Raw genomic sequence first — 20451 nt, forward strand, 5'->3', positions numbered from 1 at the left:
CGCCGATGCCTTTCACTCGTATCACTCTGCATCAGGGTTATAGCGACGCGCAAATAACGCAGATTTCCGACATTCTGCAACAGAGCCTTGAAGCAGAATTTGCCGTCCCGCCCCACGATCGCTTTCAGGTTTTCGAACGGCTGCCGGCGAACCAGCATGTGTTCGACCGCCGCTATAAAAGCGCTGGCCGCAGCGACAGTTTTATTCAGTTCCATCTTCTGGCAGGTAAGCCTCGTTCAGTGGAGCAGAAGAGGAACTTCTGCCGTACCCTGTGCCAGCGGCTGCAGACGAAACTGCATATTAGTCCGGATGATGTGATGGTGATGATGCAGTTCAATACCGCCGATGAGTGGAGTTTCAGCCACGGGCTGCTGCTCTCTGAGGAGGCGTGATGATGGTGATGCCGTATCGTTTTACCTGGCCGGGCCGACTCCCCAGGACTCTCACTGACCAACGCATTGTGCAAAACGGCGCCAGGCTTATCATTCAGGTGTAATAAAAAAACGGGAGCCGATGGGCTCCCGTTTTTGTCTAACCCAGAGACGGGATTACATGTTTGCGATGATTGCGTCGCCAAACTCTGAACATTTCAGCAGCTTAGCGCCTTCCATCAGACGTTCAAAGTCATAGGTCACGGTCTTGGCGGCGATAGCGCCTTCGGTGCCTTTAACGATCAGGTCTGCCGCTTCGAACCACTGCATGTGGCGCAGCAGTAGTTAACCAATAACATCATTACTTGTTGATTTAAATAGAAAAATAGGTATTTTTGATACGTTATTAATGTGTTTAACCTAAGCCCTAACCTATTGAAATTCATTAGTATATTTTCAGTTTTGATAACTGGCTTTGAGTTTTTCAGCTCATCTGGATAGTGAATTATTAGCCAATAATACTTACTCCCTGTGAGTCGGGTTAAATATCTCCGGTGTTATAACTCATGATTTGAAAAGAAAATAAAAAAGCCTCGGAATCCGAGGCTTGCATTGGAACAAGCAGCGCCATTATATTATTTAATTACTACCTACCATGTAATGATTGCTCTTTTCCAAACCATCTTCCCTTTTTGTTCTTCTTTTATATGCAGAATCCTTTTCATAATAAAATATAAAATAAGAGAAAACGCAATGATAGCAATATATGTCCCGATACCGAAAGATACCAGAAACACAACCAAGATCCCAAAGAGCGCTACCAGTAAAGATGTGCAGATAGATATCAAATTAATTGTCTTGCGTGCGTCTCTTGATACATAGCCTTTAATCTTAAATGCATGGCAGCTGTGGCAGTGGTCCTCATTAATTAAAACTGCACCACAAAATGGACATTTATCATCTTTTGTTGTCATTTATTTTAAATCTCAACATAATAGTAATCACTCATCCACAACCTTCCCTGGCAAGCGCAATCAACAACAGAATGTACTTTATTTTTTTGTTCTATTGTCTCAACTCCCTCAACAATCACGAAATTGCAGTATGATTTTATTTTATTTATTCTTTTAAAGAATTCGCTCTCACTCTGTATTTCCCAGAAATAATCTTTATCAATTTTTATACATTCAAAATTAAACATATCAATAATTGTTAAACTTGTTAAGCCCCTTCCAAAATCATCCAGCCATACTGGACACAATTTTGAAAGACACTTTAAGTCAACCATACAGCATTTAGTATTGAATTCATGAAAATACTCGTTAATCTCAAAAGCAATGTTTTTTTGGTTTTTTAAGTAATCACCAATATATTTATCGTTCAAAATACAATCGCTAATAAGACTGTCAACATTCAACGAAACTGGCTTGAACTTCAATTTTGATGCATCAAGCTTTTCAATTGTCAATATCTGTCTCTTAAACACATCGATTTTTTCTTTATCGCTTAGCGAACTGAAGCAAAAAAGACCTTCATTAGCATGATAATCATTAGCGTTCTTTTTTTTAACACTTTTCGTGAGAATTTCCCAAGAATGAATAGAACCATCTTTTTTGTAAGATGGTTCTAAAACAAACCTGCAGGATTCTATTTCCACACTGTTCTTTAACATAAAAAAACACCGGAACTAAGAATATTCCTAATCGTGTCATAATTATAAATGAAAGAGAAATAGTTTAAAATGATCGATCATGATCGAACAATAGGCAAAACCTATCACACGACACAAATTGATCGGTAATTCAAATCAAATGAAGTGAAAGGTAAAAATAGAAACATGATTTCATTATAAATCACAATAAAATCAATGTGTTATTAAATACTAATAATTTAGTGCCAGATATCAAACGTTAGTTGAGAAGGTGTCTGAGGTTCCGAAGAAATTTATCTGCGATGATAATGCCGATAATAAACCATCTTAAACATTTATAGGTATAACATCATAAGAAAATAAATCATTTCATCTTCAATTATTCGGCATGCAATATCCATTCTTCCCATTACGTTTAACTTCATATAGCATTTGATCAGCCTCTTTGATCCACTCGATAATTGATTCTTTATTTTCTGCACAAGAAATACCGATACTGACAGTACAGTACATATCTTTATGAGAAGGCAATGAAAGATCTTTAATTTTTTCCTGAATTATATCAACCATGGCTATAACAAGCTTGCTATTACTGTTGTTAACAATAATAGCCAACTCATCGCCACCAAATCTTGCTGGCACATCCTTCTCGCCAGCGCACTCTCGTAATATTGTTGATATACGAGATAACACCGCATCACCTACTTCATGACCATATGTATCATTAATTTTTTTAAAATTATCAACATCAATGAGCATAAGATAAGAATGAATTCTCTTTTTACGCGTCGCACGAAAAGCACTTTCCATTTTTTGCTCAAAAAATCGGCGATTTGGCAGATCTAAGCCAGGATCCATCAGCGCCTGTTTTTCCAGTAACTCCCTTCTTTTCCTCAACTTTATAGATAAGTGCCTTGAAACAACACTCAACACTATGGGATAACAGGTTGCCAACGGTAAAGAAAGCAATACCGTTCGGGTGCTGAATTCTATAGTATATCTGAAATCATTTGCTAACCAAACTATCACGAAACTAATCATCATCCACGTTAATGCTGGTTTTAAAATTTTCCATCCACCAGCAGCATAGCGATCAGCTATTTGAACGGAGATTATGAATAATGATGGAATTGGGCTAGCTTGCATTACGGCTATCCAGATACCAGCCCAGAATGAATCGAGTACCATATTCTTTTTTTCAGTACTCAGCATATCCTTCGACATCATGCTTGCCAGATAAGCAACCGATGGCCAGATGAGTGCATTCAAAATTAACAGGGCTATCGTTATTTTTTGATGTGACTGTTCCTGGAGGACTGAATATATAGGAAGAAAGCAAAGAACGACACCTATCTGACGTAAGAAATATACTCTTTTAATAAACGATGAATTTCTGTCAGATATGTATTTTTCATCTGGGAATTTTGTTAACATAGAAAGCCTATTATAAATCACTAAGAGCCGCTATCACTTTAAACCACTAAATTACAAGATAAAACCGCCCTGCATTACAAAGTTATAACATGGATGTGAAAATTACAAGATTGCACTTCAATTATTGATAAACGTATCAATAATAACATTTTGCATCCATTTTCTTGAATCTATCTGTACGTTTTAAATCTAATGAAAGGCAATACTTTAGGGTTATATCCTTAAACATGAAAACCCAACAGGATTTATCACTATTGCATTATTAATTTTGGTAGATTATTAAACAACGACACAACATCTGACCAGTAAAAATTTACTTGAACTTACTTATCGTTTACTCCAAATTATTCTGTGATGTACACAGCAATTAATGTCGTTACAGTTGCCCCCGGCAAGTGCCTCCGGGGGATTTTTTATGCTCCTCAACTTTCTAGTGCGTCAACTCGCCTAATCAAATCCTGCACCACTGTTACCAAATCGGCGATGATGGCCGTGTAATCAACATTCATCACCCTGAATTTTTCGCCATCGATCTCCTGCTCGATGCCGAGGAAAGTATACAGATCATCAGCTTTTTCAGCCTGCTGAGCGATAAAACCACGCCTCCGGCGCGTTTCGCCTTTCATATTGAACTCGCATACCCCCAGCGCATTAATGCGCCTGGAGGCCCCTTCCTGAGGTTCTGTAAACCCGTCTTTCAGACGAACGTCAGAACCGGTAGTCATGACGTCACCTTTGCCGGTGGTGATTGTGCCGCCAGGCCGAAATAGCCAGGCATCGGTTCTTCCGAAACCGTCAGAGTACAGCACGATCCGGTGCTCAGTGCCGACCTTCTCCTCCATGTACATTTGCACGTATGCGCCGTCCGGGTCGCCGTAAGCGCCTCTTCCCAACATCTGAGACCGCACAGGTGCGGCGGTGACCTGCTGGCCGACTGCGATATTGCCGGGCATTGTTGAGCCAGCGGTTAAATTGCCATCGGTAACTAACAAGCTGGCATTGCCCTGAATATTTAGTCTGTTTTGCCGGTCCTGGATAATGCGGGCGGTAAAGTCGGCGATGCTGCCGTTGAAATGAAAGTCGATGTATGGCGTGCTCATCGATAGCTCTAACGCCTGGGAATACAGCTTGCCCTTTGCCGTATTATCGAAACCACCACCGACAACCAAATCTCCGGGCAACGTCGTCTGGTTATTGGTGCCAATAACGAGGATGTCATCAAAGGTGTCTGCCGGTGATACAGTGGTCGCTCTTGAACGCTGAACCCTAAACGGTGTTCCCGAGCCAACGGCAATTGTCCCGCCTTGCCCCTGTTTTTTGAGCAGAGCCAGATCTGAGTTCTTACCGAGTATAAAACCGGCATTATCGCTGGTTATAACCTGCGAGCCGTCGAGTTTGTTTCCTCCGGTGAGTTTTGCCAGCGCGTTAAGATCCGAGGCCTTCGCCATCCCGGCTATCGCCGGCACGGTCACCTGCTTTCCTGTGATCGGGTCAGTCAGGGTGATATTGCCGCTGCCGGTCAGGGCCATCGACCAGCCCTCCACTACACTACGCCAGAATGCAAACGCGCTGGCCAGCTGGTTAGCAAACGACGAGGTGCTGGCGGTTTCAGCGGTAATAATGCCGTAACTGGCACCGGAAAATGCGGTGGTGATATTCCGGGTCAGCGTCAGTTGCGTGTCGCTGTCCACGGATTTGATCGCATACAGGTCAGCACTACCGCTGCGGTAGACCACTAGAATCGACCCGGGCAGTATCCCCAGCGCCTCCTGTGACCATTTTGTTGTCGCACCTGTCACCCGTGCCTGCGACGCGGCACCCGTGACGGTACCGACTTCATACATCGCCATAATAAAGTTCCTCCTGGATGGTTTTCCCTGGAAAAAGAAAAGGCCCCTTGCGGGGCCATATATTGTTATCAGGTTGATGAACCGCGAATTACGTTGTTATTGCGCGCGGCGAAGGCGTCGAATCTTGAGAGGATGGTTAATACCATCTGTCCGTTACGGTCCAGGTAACAGCCATATCGCAGAACAGCGTCGCCAGTACCGGCAGGGACGACAAATGACATGTTGTCTACGTTCATTGACTCTTGCGCCGTTAACAGGCGTGTTGCTCCACCTGTTTCATACATAAGCTCAATGCCTAGCTCCATACTGCCGCCACCAGACGTAGCGCCTGTGCCACGAAGAAGCATTGCATACGACAGATAGCCAGGATTCAGTCCGCCGTCAGCCCCTGGGCGTAGGACATCCCCGCTCTGAGTTTCGCGCCGCCGTCGATAGTGATGCTATCCGTCTGGAGGAGTCCACCGCGAATATTGATCACCTGGTCGAAATTCTGCCGCCGGAACCGGGCCAGCTCAAACCACTGCCATGTAGCCTTCGGCACCTTGCGCGTGCGGTGCTGAGCGATGTTGATCGCAAATGACCCGATGTCGCCCTCGATGTGGTTCGCATATACCGTCCCCTGGAACCAGCCGTCAGTCGCATAAACCGCACCGCGAACGATCACGTTGTTGAACTGCGAAGAGCCATCCTTGGCGATACGCCAGCCGCGTGACCCGTCAACAAAGTCATTCGAGCGGATCTCGTTGCCGATCTTCGCGTTCGTGATGGAACCGTCCGCGATTTTGGTTGAGGTCAGGGAACTGTTTTTGATACGTGCCGTATCGATATACAGCTCATTGCCTTCGGCAACCATCACCGGAACAGCCGTCGCATTATTACGGTTAAACAGCGAGAAGCGGTCAGCGTAGAGGATCATGTCGCTCGTTTCACCATTGCTGCCCAGCGTAATCCCCGCGCCAACATTCTTCCCGTTAACCGTCTCAACCTTCATCGACCACAGCGAACTCACCGTACCATTCACATCCGCCACGGTTTTGGCGGTGTTCTGAACGGAAGCGCTGAGATCCCCGACACTGGATGTCAGGGTCGTCTGCTGCGTTGCCAGCGCCTCCAGTGCCGTTGCATGCGTCTGCTGGGTACTGGTGATACTGGCCACCGATTTAATCGTGTTGTCCAGCGTCGTCTGGTTTTTGATGTTGGCGGCCGCCTGCGCGTCAATCTGCGACTGAAGCGAGGTATTCAGGCTGGCCTGTGTGCTCTGGCTGTCGCTTAGCCATAGTAACAGGACAGCGACTAGGTGATATATCCCGTATGAAATTCTCGGACATCTGGGACGATCATCTACACGTTGAGCAAGAGAAAACCGGAAGCAAAATCGCTATACCATTAGCTCTGCGTTGCAACGCAATCAACTGGAGCCTCCGAGATGTAATCAGTCGTTGCCGGGATTATGCAGTAAGCCCTTATTTGGTTCATTTCTTTAGAACCACCTCACAGGCTGAGCGAGGAGCACAGGTGAAACCCAGAACACTGACCATGAATTTCAGCAAGGCAAGAGACAGTGCAGATATTGACTGGGGACAAGGTACACCGGCAACTTTCCATGAACAAAGATCGCTTTCCGAGCGGTTATATAAAGCCCAAGGTATAAACACGAAAGATTTACTTGGACATAAAACTCAACAACAAACGGATAGGTACCATGATGATCGTGGGAAGGGGTGGACAACGGTGGCCTTATGAGGTTTTTCGGGAGGGGTTTTGATAACTTGTTTTGATAAAATTTTGATAACCGTTCGAAAACTAATAATAAAAACGGGAACCACCAGGTTCCCGTTCTGACATAATCTGGGGGCCAGATTACATGTTCGCGATAATCGCGTCGCCAAACTCTGAACATTTCAGCAGTTTAGCGCCTTCCATCAGACGTTCAAAGTCATAGGTCACGGTCTTGGCGGCGATAGCACCTTCCATGCCTTTGACGATCAGGTCTGCGGCTTCGAACCACTGCATGTGGCGCAGCATCATCTCAGCGGACAGGATGATGGAACCTGGGTTCACTTTATCCTGGCCGGCATATTTCGGCGCAGTACCGTGGGTCGCTTCGAACAGCGCGCACTCGTCGCCGATGTTCGCACCCGGGGCAATACCGATACCGCCAACCTGCGCCGCCAGGGCGTCAGAGATATAGTCGCCGTTCAGGTTCATACAGGCGATAACATCGTATTCCGCCGGACGCAGCAGGATCTGCTGCAGGAAGGCGTCGGCGATAACGTCTTTCACGACGATCTCTTTCCCGGTGTTCGGGTTTTTGATCTTCAGCCACGGGCCGCCGTCAATCAGCTCACCGCCGAACTCTTCGCGTGCCAGCTGGTAGCCCCAGTCTTTGAACGCGCCTTCGGTGAATTTCATGATGTTGCCTTTGTGCACCAGGGTTAGTGAATCGCGATCGTTGGTGATGGCGTATTCAATGGCGGCGCGAACCAGGCGTTTGGTACCTTCTTCAGAGCACGGCTTGATGCCGATACCGCAATGTTCCGGGAAGCGAATTTTCTTCACGCCCATTTCATCGCGCAGGAATTTGATCACTTTATCCGCTTCGGCAGAATCGGCTTTCCACTCGATACCGGCGTAGATGTCTTCGGAGTTTTCGCGGAAGATAACCATATCGGTCAGTTCAGGATGTTTAACCGGGCTCGGAGTACCCTGATAATAACGAACCGGGCGCAGGCAAACGTAGAGGTCCAGTTCCTGACGCAGGGCAACGTTCAGAGAACGGATACCGCCGCCGACTGGCGTGGTCAGAGGGCCTTTGATAGCAACACGATATTCACGAATCAGATCAAGAGTTTCGGCAGGCAGCCAGACATCCTGGCCATAAACCTGGGTCGATTTTTCACCGGTGTAAACTTCCATCCAGGAAATTTTACGCTCGCCCTTATAGGCTTTCTCGACGGCAGCATCAACCACTTTCAGCATCGCCGGAGTCACGTCAACGCCGATACCATCGCCTTCGATGAACGGGATAATCGGGTTATTAGGGACGTTCAGCTTGCCGTTTTGCAGGGTGATTTTTTGACCTTCCGCCGGAACTACTACTTTGCTTTCCATTAACCTCTCCTTCGAGCGCTTCTGGTTCTGCTCTTCCCTCTTCACGCTAGCCGGGCGTTGGCTTTATTCGCCCACTCCCGTCATCGGAATATCCCGCTAACCGGAGATTTCGCGTCCGTGTCGCCTTCCTGTAATGCGAATCGGTTTGAGCAACCTTTTTGTTAATAAGTTGTAATGAGCATGTCAATACTACCTGAATGTTTGCGTCCATGAAAGGCATTCGTAATTAGGCTATAATGCGGCAATTGATTGAGTCTGAAAATACCATGCAAAAAACTTCTTTTAGAAAACATCGCGTTGAGCGATTCAGCACGCAACAAGTCACCAGACAACGCAAAGAACGCCAGCCAAAAACTGTGATCTTGTTCAATAAACCATATGATGTATTGCCGCAATTTACCGATGAAGCCGGACGCAGCACGCTTAAAGATTTTATTCCGGTTGCCGGCGTCTACGCTGCTGGTCGGCTGGACCGCGATAGCGAAGGCCTGCTGGTGCTGACTAACGACGGCGCGCTGCAGGCGGCCCTCACCCAGCCGGGCAAGCGCACCGGAAAGATTTATTATGTCCAGGTGGAAGGCGAACCCACGGCGGACGCGCTGGCCGCCCTTCGCGACGGCGTCACGCTGAATGACGGCCCCACCCTGCCTGCGGGAGTCGAGCGGGTGGCGGAGCCAGAGTGGCTATGGCCGCGAAATCCGCCCATTCGCGAGCGCAAATCCATCCCTACCAGCTGGCTTAAAATCACCCTCTATGAAGGGCGCAACCGCCAGGTGCGGCGGATGACCGCCCACGTCGGCTTTCCGACGCTACGTCTGATTCGCTACGCGATGGGCGGCTATACGCTGGATGGCCTGGCCAACGGCGAATGGCGCAAAATTGATTAACAGTAGCCTAAGGAAAATCAATGTTTAAACCGCACGTCACCGTCGCCTGCGTGGTTCACGCGAAAGGCAAATTCCTCGTTGTTGAAGAGACGATCAACGGAAAAGCGCTGTGGAACCAGCCTGCGGGCCACCTCGAAGCCGATGAAACGCTGGTTCAGGCCGCAGAGCGCGAGCTCTGGGAAGAGACCGGCATTCGCGCCACGCCGCAGCACTTTCTTCGCCTGCATCAGTGGATAGCCCCGGATCGCACCCCATTTTTGCGCTTCCTCTTTACTATCGAGCTTAACGATACGTGCGCCACCGAGCCCCATGATAGCGATATCGATCGCTGCCTGTGGCTTAGCGCTGAGGAAATTCTTAACGCGACAAACCTGCGTTCTCAACTGGTTGCTGAGAGCATTCGCAGCTATCAGCAGGATCCGCGCTACCCGCTGTCGCTCATCGGTGAATTTAACTGGCCGTTTACAGGGGGTGCCTCAACCGAGGACGCGTGCTAGAATACGCCGCCTCGAAGTTCAATGTAGTGAGTATTCCAATGTCAGAAAGCCAGAAAAAAGTGATCGTCGGCATGTCCGGCGGGGTTGATTCCTCAGTTTCCGCCTACCTGCTGCTCCAGCAAGGGTATAAGGTGGAAGGCCTGTTCATGAAGAACTGGGAAGAAGACGACGGCGAGGAATACTGCACCGCAGCGGCGGATCTTGCCGACGCGCAGGCCGTTTGCGATAAGCTGGGAATTGAACTTCATACCGTTAACTTTGCCGCAGAATACTGGGACAACGTATTCGAACTGTTCCTTGAAGAATACAAAGCCGGACGCACGCCGAACCCGGATATTCTGTGTAACAAAGAAATTAAATTTAAAGCTTTCCTCGAATTTGCCGCAGAAGACCTCGGCGCCGACTACATCGCTACCGGACACTACGTGCGCCGCGCCGACGTTAACGGCAAGAGCCAGCTGCTGCGCGGCCTCGACGGTAACAAAGACCAGAGCTACTTCCTTTATACCCTAAGCCACGAACAGATCGCGCAAAGCCTGTTCCCGGTGGGGGAGCTGGAAAAGCCGCAGGTGCGTAAAATCGCCGAAGAGCTGGATCTCATTACCGCGAAGAAAAAAGACTCGACCGGTATCTGTTTTATCGGCGAACGCAAATTCCGTGAGTTCCTTGGCCGCTACCTGCCCGCTCAGCCGGGAAAAATTATCAGCGTTGACGGCGACGAAGTTGGCGAGCATCAGGGCCTGATGTACCACACCCTTGGGCAGCGTAAAGGCCTCGGCATCGGCGGTATCAAAGACGGCGGCGAAGACCCGTGGTACGTGGTCGACAAAGACGTCGAAAACAATATTCTGGTTGTCGCCCAGGGCCACGACCATCCGCGTCTGATGTCCGTTGGGCTGATTGCCCAACAGCTGCACTGGGTCGATCGCGAGCCGGTTACGGGCACGCTGCGCTGCACGGTGAAAACCCGCTACCGTCAGACCGATATCCCCTGCAGCGTTAAAGCGCTGGATGACGACCGCATTGAAGTCATCTTTGATGAGCCGGTTGCCGCCGTGACGCCGGGCCAGTCTGCGGTCTTCTACCGCGGCGAAGTCTGCCTCGGCGGCGGGATTATCGAACAGCGCTTGCCGCTGCCGGCTTGACAGACATTTCAGCCGCTGAATGCGCCGCTCGGGCATTTGGCGGTTTATAAGGAGAATGTGTGGCGAAGAATTATTATGACATTACGCTGGCGCTGGCCGGCGTTTGCCAGGCCGCGCGTCTGGTTCAGGAACTGGCGCACCAGGGGCACTGCGATAGCGATGCTCTGCATGTGTCGCTGAACAGCATCATCGACCTCGATCCGGATTCAACGCTGGCGGTGTTCGGTGGTAGCGAAGCCAATCTTCGCCTCGGGCTGGAGACCCTTATTGGCGTGCTGAATACCAGCAGCCGCCAGGGGCTGAACGCCGAACTTACCCGCTATACTTTAAGCCTGATGGTGCTGGAGCGTAAGCTTGCCGCCAGCAAGGGAGCCATGGATACACTCGGCAACCGTATCGGTGGCCTGCGCCGTCAGCTTGAACATTTCGATCTGCAATCCGAGACGCTGCTCAGCGCGATGGCCGGCATCTATGTTGATGTCATTAGCCCGCTGGGCCCGCGGATTCAGGTGACCGGCTCTCCCGCCGTGCTGCAAAGCCCTCAGGTTCAGGCGAAGGTTCGCTCTGCCCTGCTGGCCGGAATTCGCTCCGCGGTGCTCTGGCACCAGGTCGGCGGCGGGCGCCTGCAGCTGATGTTTTCTCGTCATCGTCTGGTTAACCAGGCAAAACAAATTCTTGCTCATTTAACCCCGGAGTTGTGATCTATGGAATTATCCTCACTGACCGCCGTTTCCCCAGTCGACGGCCGCTACGGCGACAAAGTCAGCGCGCTGCGCGGTATCTTCAGCGAATTCGGTTTGCTGAAATTCCGCGTTCAGGTAGAAGTGCGTTGGTTGCAAAAACTGGCCGCGCACGCAGCGATCAAGGAAGTTCCTGCTTTTGCTGCCGACGCAAACGGTTACCTTGATAAAATCGTCGCTGATTTCAGCGTGGAAGATGCAGAGCGCATCAAAACCATCGAGCGCACCACCAACCACGACGTCAAAGCGGTTGAGTATTTCCTTAAGGAAAAAGTCGCCGATGTCGCTGAACTGCACGCGGTCTCCGAGTTTATCCACTTTGCCTGCACCTCCGAGGACATCAACAATCTGTCCCACGCGCTGATGCTGAAAACCGCTCGCGACGAAGTGATCCTGCCCTACTGGCGCAAGCTGATCGACGCGGTGAAAGACCTGGCGGTGCAATATCGCGATATCCCGCTGCTTTCCCGCACTCACGGCCAGCCGGCCACGCCGTCGACCATGGGGAAAGAGATGGCGAACGTCGCTTACCGTATGGAGCGCCAGTATCGTCAGCTGAATCAGATTGAAATCCTTGGCAAAATCAACGGCGCGGTGGGTAACTATAACGCCCACATCGCCGCCTACCCGGAAGTCGACTGGCACCAGTTCAGCGAAGAGTTCGTCACCTCGCTGGGTATCCAGTGGAACCCGTACACTACCCAGATTGAACCCCACGACTATATTGCCGAATTGTTCGACTGCGTCGCGCGCTTTAACACCATCCTGATTGATTTCGATCGTGACGTCTGGGGCTATATCGCGCTCAACCATTTCAAGCAGAAGACGATTGCCGGCGAAATCGGCTCTTCCACCATGCCGCATAAAGTGAACCCGATCGACTTCGAGAACTCCGAAGGCAACCTCGGTCTGGCCAACGCGGTGATGCAGCATCTGGCGAGCAAACTGCCGGTTTCCCGCTGGCAGCGCGACCTGACCGACTCCACCGTCCTGCGTAACCTCGGCGTCGGCATTGGCTATGCGCTGATCGCGTATCAATCCACTCTGAAAGGCGTGAGCAAGCTGGAGCTGAATCAGGACCGTCTGCTGGATGAACTGGACCACAACTGGGAAGTACTGGCCGAGCCGATCCAGACCGTTATGCGCCGCTACGGCATCGAGAAGCCTTACGAGAAGCTGAAAGAGCTGACCCGCGGCAAGCGCGTGGACGCCGAAGGCATGCAGCAGTTCATCGACAGCCTGGCGCTGCCGGAAGCGGAAAAAGTTCGCCTGAAGGCCATGACGCCGGCCAACTATATCGGCCGCGCGACCACCATGGTTGACGAACTGAAGTAAACCTTTCCACCCTCTTTCCGCTCTGGGAAGAGGGTTTCCCTGCCCCCGCGATCGTTAAATCCAGACGTCGTTCACCGCGGTCCGATCTCCGCCCTCATGCCCGGTATTCAGGACGCCGCGCGGCTCGATCAGCATAAGTTTGGTTTCGGTTTCCGCCGAGGTTTTATGCTCAACGCCCCGAGGCACCACGATCATTTCGCCGGCCTGGAGCAACAGATGCTTATCGCGAAAATCCAGACGCAGCACGCCCTCCAGCACAATCAGAGTTTCATCCGTTTCCGGATGGCTATGCCAGATAAAGTCGCCGAAGATCCTGACCACCTTGAACTGATAATCATTCATTTCGGCCACCACCTTCGGCTGCCATTGCTCGGTAAAGAGAGTGAATTTCTGCGCAATATTAATCGATTGATACATGAGCTGACTCCTTGTGATAAAGGCTGTCAGCATAGATAACTCCCCACCGCAGAGATTGAACGATTGTGCAACTCGCGGCGCGTCAGGGGCGGACAAACTTCAGCCAGCGGCCGGGAGAGAGGCCAAAGCGGCTGATGAACTGGCGCGTCATATGGCTTTGATCGGCAAAGCCCGCGTGGGCTGCGATATCCGCCAGATTATCCCCTGCCAGCATCCGCTGGCGGCAAAATTCGAGGCGCCTCATCATCACATAACGCCAGGGGCTGGCGCCAAACAGCGCCCTGAAATCGCGGCTCAGGCTCCAGCGGTCTCTGCCGCTGACGTTCGCCAGAGTGTCGAGGGTGATGTTCTGCGCAAAACAGGCGTGGATATACTCCCGGGCCCTTTCCGCCGCGGGGTAATCGAAGGCCCGGCGTCGAAAGCGCTGGCCGCCGACGGCGGCCAGGGTCTGCGCCAGATCGTACAGCGCGTCCTCCTCCTCCAGAGGCGCGAAGTGGGCATTGACGTCTTTCAGCAACGGCAGCGCGGCGTGCAGCAAGCGCGGATCGCTGGATATTCCCCCGGGGATAAAGGGCAACGGCCTACCGCCAAGGATCTTTTGAATCAGCGCGGGCTCAATGTACACCATCCGGTAGCGAAACCCCTCCTCGGTCCCTGCCTCGCCGTCATGGACTTCATCGGGGTGCAAAACCATCGTCCCACCGGGGAGGCTGTGCTGGAGGCCGCCGCGATAGTGAAAGCGCTGCACGCCGGAGAGCGTCTGGCCAATGGCGTAAGTATCATGCCGGTGAGGCTCATAACCGTGGCCGCCGAAAAAGGCTTCGATACGCTCAATATGCGCGGGCGACTGGGCCAGGCGGACCCAATCCGCACGTTTCTGTTGTGGCATGTGATTTACGCTCCCGCGCGCCATTAAAAACAACATCCGCTATATTACACAAAAAATTAACATCGCCGCTCGTTCTCCGCTACCCTTCACCACCGTTATGGTTGGTCATCACGCCCCGAGTCATCAACCAGAACAGCAGCGCCAGCAGACTGACCGATGCCCCCAGCAGGCAAACGCCCTGCCATCCCGCGCGCGCATATACCGCGGTCGTACTGACCGCCCCCAAACCGCTGCCAAGCGCATAAAACAGCATATACAGACCGACCAGCCTGCTGTGCGCTTCGGGTCGGGTACGGAAAATCATGCTTTGACTGGTGACATGCAGCGCCTGACCGCCGAGATCCAGCAGCACAATGCCAGCCAACAGCGCCGCTGGCGACCATGCCATCAGCGATAATGGCCACCAGGCCACCAGCAACATGACCAGGGCCACGGCGCTGGTGCGCTGCCCGTATCCGCGATCGGCCCATTTACCGGCTCGCCCCGCCGCCAGGGCGCCGATAGCCCCCACCAGGCCCAGGGCGCCGATCTCCGTATGCGAAAAGCCGAAGGGCGGAGCGCTCAAGGGCAAAACCAGCGCGCTCCAGAAGATATTGAAGGCGGCAAACATCAGTAACGCCAGCACGCCGCGCACCTGAAGCACTTTTTCCTGACGCAGCAGAGTCAGCATCGATGCCAACAGGCGCGGGTAGCACAGGGGGGTCGACGCTACCGCTAACACCGGCAGCCGACGCCACAGCGGCAGCGCAATGCCCAGCATCAGTAAAGCGGCAAAGATGTATACCCCGCGCCAGCCGAAGAGATCGCTTACGCCCCCTGAAAATACCCGCGCCAGCAGCAGCCCGATAAAGACTCCGCTCTGCGCGGCGCCCACCACGCGTCCCTGTTCATGGGGCGAAGCGGCGCTGGCGGCATAGACGATCAACCCCTGGGTCATCGCGGTACCCAGCAGGCCAACGGCAAGCATGCCGCCCAACAGCATCACGGTGGTGGACGCCAGACTCACCGCCGTCAGCGCAGCGATCAACAGAAAAACCTGCGTCGCTATCAGGCGGCGGCGATTGACTCTGTCGCCCAGCGGTACCAGCAAGAGCAACGCCATCGCGCAGCCAATCTGAGTCGCCGCAATCACCCCGCCAATCGCGGCGTCGCTGATGGCGAAATCTCGCGCCAGCGCGTCGAGCAGCGGTTGTGCGTAATAAACGTTCGCCACACTCAACCCGCTGGCGAGAGCAAACAGCCACACCAGGCTACGCGGCATAACCGTTTCCGGGTCTATTAGCGATGGGGATAACATTGACGCTTTCATGATTCCAGCCTTAATAATCTAGTTTCTAAATAAAACCAGTTGTAGGCTAGAACAGGGAGTTTTAAAATGCAACTAGTTTACCCAACCGTTTGGAGAGCCCATGCCTGCGCGTGAAAAAATGAAAAACGAAACCTGCCCCGTCGCCCGAAGCGTGGATATTATCGGCGATCGCTGGTCCTTGTTGATTGTGCGCGACGCCTTCGATGGTATGCGCCGCTTTAGCGATTTCCAGCGAAGCCTCGGTATGGCGCGTAATATTCTCTCTGACCGTCTGCACAAACTGGTAAATTCAGGTATCCTCACGACGCAAGCCGCCTCGGACGGCACGGCTTATCAGGAATACGTACTGACGGCAAAGGGGGAGCGTTTGTTCCCTGTGGTGGTTGCGCTACGCCAGTGGGGAGAGCAGCATCTTTTTGCCCCTGACGAACCCCATTCCGTCCTGATCGATAAACGTACGCTGCGCCCGGTTCCCATGATGTCGCCCGCGGCCGAAGACGGACTCGTCCTGACGCCTCACGAGACTGAGGTACAAAAAATCAAATAAAATTCTTTATTTAACAGCTGTTTATGTTAAAGGTGTATAATAAGCGCTAAACTATTCAAATCATAAATAAAATGGAGAACGGGCATGCGCGTACTCGTGGTTGAGGATAACGCTCTCCTGCGCCATCACCTGAAAGTTCAGTTGCAGGAGCTGGGACATCAGGTCGATGCGGCGGAAGACGCAAAGGAAGCGGATTACTATCTGGGTGAACATGTTCCGGACATCGCCATCGTCGACCTTGGCCTGCCGGATGAAGACGGCCTTTCGCTGATTCGTCGCTGGCGCAGCCACGACGTGTCGGTGCCGGTGCTGGTGCTGACCGCGCGCGAAGGCTGGCAGGATAAAGTCGAGGTGCTGAGCGCCGGCGCGGATGATTACGTCACTAAGCCGTTCCATATCGAAGAGGTCGCGGCCCGCATGCAGGCGCTGCTGCGGCGTAACAGCGGCCTGGCGTCACAGGTCATCTCCATACCGCCTTTCCAGGTGGATTTATCACGTCGCGAGCTGTCGGTCAACGACCAGCCCATCAAGCTGACGGCATTTGAATACACCATTATGGAAACCCTGATCCGCAACCGGGGCAAAGTGGTCAGCAAAGATTCGCTGATGCTGCAGCTCTATCCCGACGCCGAGCTGCGCGAAAGCCATACTATCGATGTGCTGATGGGACGACTGCGCAAAAAAATACAGGCTGAGTATCCGCAGGATGTGATTACCACCGTGCGCGGCCAGGGCTATCTGTTCGAACTGCGCGGATGAAAGGGCTACTGCGGCATATTCTGCCGCTGTCGTTGCGCGTCCGCTTTCTGCTGGCAACGGCCGCCGTGGTGCTGGTGCTATCGCTTTCCTATGGCATGGTCGCGCTGGTGGGATATAGCGTTAGCTTCGATAAAACCACCTTCCGCCTGCTGCGCGGCGAGAGCAACCTGTTCTATATGCTGGCGAAGTGGGAAAACAACACTATCGAAGTTGATATTCCCGATAACCTCAATATGCAGAGCCCCACGGTAACGCTGATTTACGACGCACACGGCCAGCTGTTGTGGGCGCAGCGCGATGTTCCGTGGCTCGTCAAGCGTATTCAACCTGACTGGCTCAAAAATAACGGCTTTCATGAGATTGAGGCCGACGTAGACAGCAGCAGTATGCTGCAGCACAACAATCATGAGATTCAGCAACAGCTGGACGCCATCCGGGAAGAGGACGACGGCTCCGAGATGACCCACTCGGTGGCGATCAACATCTATCCGGCCACCAGCACCATGCCGCAGCTCAGTATCGTGGTTGTCGACACCATTCCGGTGGAGCTGAAGCGCTCCTATATGGTGTGGAGCTGGTTTATTTACGTCCTGGCAGCCAACCTGCTGCTGGTGATCCCGCTATTGTGGGTCGCGGCGTGGTGGAGCCTGCGCCCTATCGAATCGCTGGCCAAAGAGGTGCGCGAACTGGAGGAGCATCACCGCGAGATGCTCAACCCGAACACCACCCGGGAGCTTACGCGGCTGGTCAGCAATCTCAACCGCCTGCTGAAAAGCGAACGCGAACGCTATGATAAATACCGCACGACGCTGACCGACCTCACCCACAGCCTGAAAACCCCTCTCGCGGTGATGCAGAGCACGCTGCGTTCCATGCGCGGCGAGAAGCTGAGCGTCAACGAAGCAGAACCGGTGATGCTGGAGCAGATTAGCCGCATCTCGCAGCAGATTGGCTACTATCTGCATCGCGCCAGCATGCGCAGCGGCGGTTCGCTGCTCAGCCGCGAACTGCACCCCATCGCTCCGCTGCTCGACAGCCTGACCTCGGCGCTGAACAAAGTCTATCAGCGCAAAGGCGTGAACATTACCCTGGATATCTCGCCGGAAATTAGCTTTGTCGGCGAAAAGAACGATTTTATGGAAGTCATGGGCAACGTTCTCGATAACGCCTGCAAATATTGCCTGGAGTTTGTGGAAGTCTCCGTTCGTCAGACCAACGACAATCATCTGCATATTCTGGTTGAAGATGATGGCCCGGGGATCCCGGCAACAATGCGCAGCGCGGTGTTCGATCGCGGCCAGCGCGCCGATACGCTGCGCCCCGGGCAGGGCGTGGGTCTCTCGGTTGCCCGCGATATCGTTGCCCAGTACGACGGCCGTATCCTGGCCGAGGACAGCCTTCTCGGCGGCGCCTGCATGGAAGTGATTTTTGGCCGTCAGACCCTCGAAGATAAAGAGAGCTAAAACAGTCGGTTTTTTAACGGCGCCTGCATCATGCTGGTGCCGCATCCGTTATAATCCCTATCAGACACCTGCTGTGGAATATAAATATGGATTATCAATTAACGCTTAACTGGCCCGACTTTATCGAACGCTACTGGCAAAAACGCCCTGTAGTGCTAAAACGGGGCTTTGCTAATTTCGTCGATCCGTTAAGCCCGGACGAGCTGGCCGGACTGGCGATGGAGAGCGAAGTCGATAGCCGCCTGGTCAGTCATCAGGACGGTAAATGGCAGGTTAGCCACGGCCCCTTCGAGAGCTACGATCACCTGAGCGAGAATAACTGGTCGCTGCTGGTACAGGCGGTTAATAACTGGCACCAGCCAACGGCGGCGCTGATGCATCCGTTCCGCGCTCTGCCCGACTGGCGCATCGACGATCTGATGATCTCGTTTTCCGTCCCGGGCGGCGGCGTCGGTCCGCATCTCGACCAGTACGATGTGTTCATCATTCAGGGGACCGGCCGCCGCCGCTGGCGCGTGGGCGAAAAAGTGCCGATGAAACAGCACTGTCCGCATCCTGACCTGCTGCAGGTCGATCCGTTTGAAGCCATTATTGATGAAGAGATGGAGCCGGGCGATATTCTGTATATTCCGCCGGGATTCCCGCATGAAGGCTACTCGCTGGAAAATTCGCTTAACTATTCGGTCGGCTATCGCGCGCCAAATGCCCGTGAGCTGTTCAGCGGCTTTGCCGATTACGTTTTGCAGCGCGAACTGGGCAGCCAGCGCTACGCCGATCCGGACGTACCGTCTCGCGACCATCCTGCCGACATTTTGCCGGTTGAACTGGATCGTCTGCGCGAGATGATGCTGGGGCTGATTAACCAGCCGGAGCACTTTAAGCAGTGGTTTGGCGAGTTTATCACCCAGTCCCGCCACGAACTGGATGTCGCGCCGCCGGAGCCGCCATATCAGCCGGATGAAATTTACGATGCGCTGCAGCAGGGGGACAAGCTGTCGCGGCTCGGCGGTCTGCGCGTGCTGCGGATTGATGGCGAGGTATTCGTCAACGGCGAGAAAATCAACTCACCGCACCGGCCGGCGCTGGATGCCCTGGCGACTCATCTGACGCTAAACGCAGAGCATCTCGGCGATGCGCTGGAAGATCCCTCCTTCCTCGCCCTGCTGGCCGCGCTAGTCAACAGCGGCTACTGGTTCTTTGAGGACTGAGCCATCTGTTTGCCCGGTGGCGGCTGGCGCCTCACCGGGCCTACGGGATGTGCCGTGGATTAACCTTCCGCGCCATCTGTTTCGCCCGGTGGCGGCTGACGCCTTACCGGGCCTACGGGGTTGTGCCGTGGATTAACCTTCCGCGCCGTCTGTTTCGCCCGGTGGCGGCTGACGCCTTACCGGGCCTACGGGGTTGTGCCGTGGATTAACCTTCCGCGCCGTCTGTTTCGCCCGGTGGCGGCTGATGATTTAACGAACTGGTGGGATAGATGACCGGGTCGGTAGGCCGGGTAAGGCGCCAGCCGCCACCCGGCGTTTTATCTACGCTCGCCGGCGTCAAAATCGGCAACATTCCCAGCCCAATCCGGGGGATACAACCCCGCGCGAACATCGCGGTGAAACGTTGAATACGGCCAGTCAATAACGTTCTTCACGTAGCCATGTTTCACCGGGTTAATATAAACGTAATCCACATGCCGACGATAATCATCTTCGTTACGGATCGCATGTTCCCAAAAACGCGGCTGCCAGACCTGGCGTATCGCCAAATCGCGGGAGAACGTTTTTTTAATATCCCGCCAGCGTCCCGAATAATCGCTATCCCCCTCCGGCAACGTCCAGATACAGTGCATATGTTCGGGTAAAATAACCCACGCCTGAATCAGAAAAGGCTTTTTGCGTTTAGTGAAGATCGTCGCAGCGCGGAGTCGCTCAATATGACGAATAAGAAGATCGCTTTGTCTATTTTGTAGATTAACAGTGAAGAACCAGGTGCCGCCGGGAATAACGCTGCGGCGATAATTCGACATCAGAGGCTCCCTCCTCTTCGCCTAATACG

General features: G+C 52.8%; 18 protein-coding genes and 3 pseudogenes. 11 read left to right on the forward strand and 10 right to left on the reverse strand.

The features are described 5' to 3' along the window. Positions 1-5 precede the first annotated feature (5 nt). Positions 6-392, forward strand: a complete 387-nt coding sequence (locus GUC22_RS15920) for a tautomerase family protein (protein ID WP_102650268.1) — start codon at positions 6-8, stop codon at positions 390-392. A 156-nt stretch (positions 393-548) separates the two neighbouring features. Here GUC22_RS15920 and GUC22_RS15925 read toward each other — a convergent pair. From GUC22_RS15925 to GUC22_RS15945, 5 genes and pseudogenes are all read right to left on the reverse strand, one after another. Further along, positions 549-716: pseudogene (locus GUC22_RS15925) on the reverse strand (isocitrate/isopropylmalate family dehydrogenase); the annotation flags it as partial. Positions 717-1350: 634 nt separating this feature from the next. After that, complete coding sequence (locus tag GUC22_RS15930) at positions 1351-2043, reverse strand: EAL domain-containing protein (protein ID WP_014228923.1); 693 nt, start codon at positions 2041-2043, stop codon at positions 1351-1353. A gap of 354 nt (positions 2044-2397) precedes the next feature. Then, positions 2398-3456, reverse strand: coding sequence for a diguanylate cyclase (locus GUC22_RS15935; protein ID WP_004224164.1), 1059 nt, complete (start codon positions 3454-3456; stop codon positions 2398-2400). Positions 3457-3878: 422 nt separating this feature from the next. Then, complete coding sequence (locus GUC22_RS15940) at positions 3879-5306, reverse strand: tail fiber domain-containing protein (RefSeq protein ID WP_014907806.1); 1428 nt, start codon at positions 5304-5306, stop codon at positions 3879-3881. A 68-nt stretch (positions 5307-5374) separates the two neighbouring features. Further along, positions 5375-6579: pseudogene (locus tag GUC22_RS15945) on the reverse strand (DUF1983 domain-containing protein); the annotation flags it as partial. On the opposite strand from GUC22_RS15945, the pseudogene GUC22_RS15950 reads away from it, so the two are divergent. Beyond that, positions 6576-7049: pseudogene (locus tag GUC22_RS15950) on the forward strand (tyrosine-type recombinase/integrase); the annotation flags it as partial. The pseudogenes GUC22_RS15945 and GUC22_RS15950 sit on opposite strands and share 4 nt — an antisense overlap. Positions 7050-7166: 117 nt before the next feature. Here the strand turns inward: GUC22_RS15950 and icd are convergent. Beyond that, the gene (icd, locus tag GUC22_RS15955) at positions 7167-8417 is read right to left on the reverse strand and encodes an NADP-dependent isocitrate dehydrogenase (protein WP_014228876.1); all 1251 of its coding nucleotides are present in this window, start codon (positions 8415-8417) and stop codon (positions 7167-7169) included. 236 nt (positions 8418-8653) lie between these two features. Here icd and rluE point away from each other — a divergent pair, with 236 nt between their 5' ends. The 5 genes from rluE to purB are packed head-to-tail and all read left to right on the forward strand — an operon-like array spanning position 8654 to position 13021. After that, a complete protein-coding gene (rluE, locus tag GUC22_RS15960; protein ID WP_004138338.1) occupies positions 8654-9304 on the forward strand; it encodes a 23S rRNA pseudouridine(2457) synthase RluE in 651 nt (216 codons plus the stop codon). Positions 9305-9324: 20 nt separating this feature from the next. Then, positions 9325-9801 (forward strand): NUDIX hydrolase, encoded by a 477-nt coding sequence (locus tag GUC22_RS15965; protein WP_049085859.1) that lies wholly within the window; start codon positions 9325-9327, stop codon positions 9799-9801. A gap of 38 nt (positions 9802-9839) precedes the next feature. Continuing rightward, positions 9840-10946 carry a tRNA 2-thiouridine(34) synthase MnmA gene (gene mnmA / locus GUC22_RS15970; RefSeq protein WP_004138341.1) on the forward strand — a complete coding sequence of 369 codons (1107 nt, stop codon included), beginning with the start codon at positions 9840-9842 and terminating at the stop codon, positions 10944-10946. Between the two features lie 59 nt (positions 10947-11005). Next, a complete protein-coding gene (gene hflD, locus GUC22_RS15975) occupies positions 11006-11647 on the forward strand; it encodes a high frequency lysogenization protein HflD (protein WP_004138343.1) in 642 nt (213 codons plus the stop codon). A gap of 3 nt (positions 11648-11650) precedes the next feature. Further along, entirely contained in the window at positions 11651-13021 is a 1371-nt protein-coding gene (purB, locus tag GUC22_RS15980) for an adenylosuccinate lyase (RefSeq protein ID WP_004131470.1), read from the forward strand. 54 nt (positions 13022-13075) lie between these two features. Here the strand turns inward: purB and GUC22_RS15985 are convergent, their stop codons facing one another. The 3 genes from GUC22_RS15985 to GUC22_RS15995 form a co-directional block, all read right to left on the reverse strand. Beyond that, complete coding sequence (locus tag GUC22_RS15985) at positions 13076-13438, reverse strand: cupin domain-containing protein (protein ID WP_004138345.1); 363 nt, start codon at positions 13436-13438, stop codon at positions 13076-13078. A gap of 82 nt (positions 13439-13520) precedes the next feature. Further along, on the reverse strand, positions 13521-14327 hold the full coding sequence (locus GUC22_RS15990) for an AraC family transcriptional regulator (protein ID WP_049130909.1): 807 nt from the start codon (positions 14325-14327) through the stop codon (positions 13521-13523). 79 nt (positions 14328-14406) lie between these two features. After that, on the reverse strand, positions 14407-15636 hold the full coding sequence (locus tag GUC22_RS15995; RefSeq protein WP_160183642.1) for an MFS transporter: 1230 nt from the start codon (positions 15634-15636) through the stop codon (positions 14407-14409). Between the two features lie 100 nt (positions 15637-15736). Here GUC22_RS15995 and GUC22_RS16000 point away from each other — a divergent pair, with 100 nt between their 5' ends. From GUC22_RS16000 to GUC22_RS16015, 4 genes are all read left to right on the forward strand, one after another. Next, positions 15737-16183 carry a winged helix-turn-helix transcriptional regulator gene (locus GUC22_RS16000; protein WP_004138352.1) on the forward strand — a complete coding sequence of 149 codons (447 nt, stop codon included), beginning with the start codon at positions 15737-15739 and terminating at the stop codon, positions 16181-16183. An 84-nt stretch (positions 16184-16267) separates the two neighbouring features. Beyond that, entirely contained in the window at positions 16268-16942 is a 675-nt protein-coding gene (gene phoP / locus GUC22_RS16005) for a two-component system response regulator PhoP (protein WP_004101181.1), read from the forward strand. Continuing rightward, entirely contained in the window at positions 16939-18405 is a 1467-nt protein-coding gene (gene phoQ, locus GUC22_RS16010; protein ID WP_024359527.1) for a two-component system sensor histidine kinase PhoQ, read from the forward strand. The genes phoP and phoQ overlap by 4 nt, the downstream gene beginning before the upstream one ends. An 86-nt stretch (positions 18406-18491) precedes the next feature. After that, a complete protein-coding gene (locus GUC22_RS16015; protein ID WP_004131462.1) occupies positions 18492-19613 on the forward strand; it encodes a cupin domain-containing protein in 1122 nt (373 codons plus the stop codon). 317 nt (positions 19614-19930) lie between these two features. Here GUC22_RS16015 and GUC22_RS16025 read toward each other — a convergent pair whose 3' ends face one another. Further along, positions 19931-20422, reverse strand: coding sequence for an REP-associated tyrosine transposase (locus GUC22_RS16025; RefSeq protein WP_049132062.1), 492 nt, complete (start codon positions 20420-20422; stop codon positions 19931-19933). Between the last annotated feature and the right edge of the window lie 29 nt (positions 20423-20451).

This window comes from Klebsiella sp. MPUS7 (genome assembly GCF_009905335.1).
Classification (GTDB): domain Bacteria; phylum Pseudomonadota; class Gammaproteobacteria; order Enterobacterales; family Enterobacteriaceae; genus Klebsiella; species Klebsiella grimontii.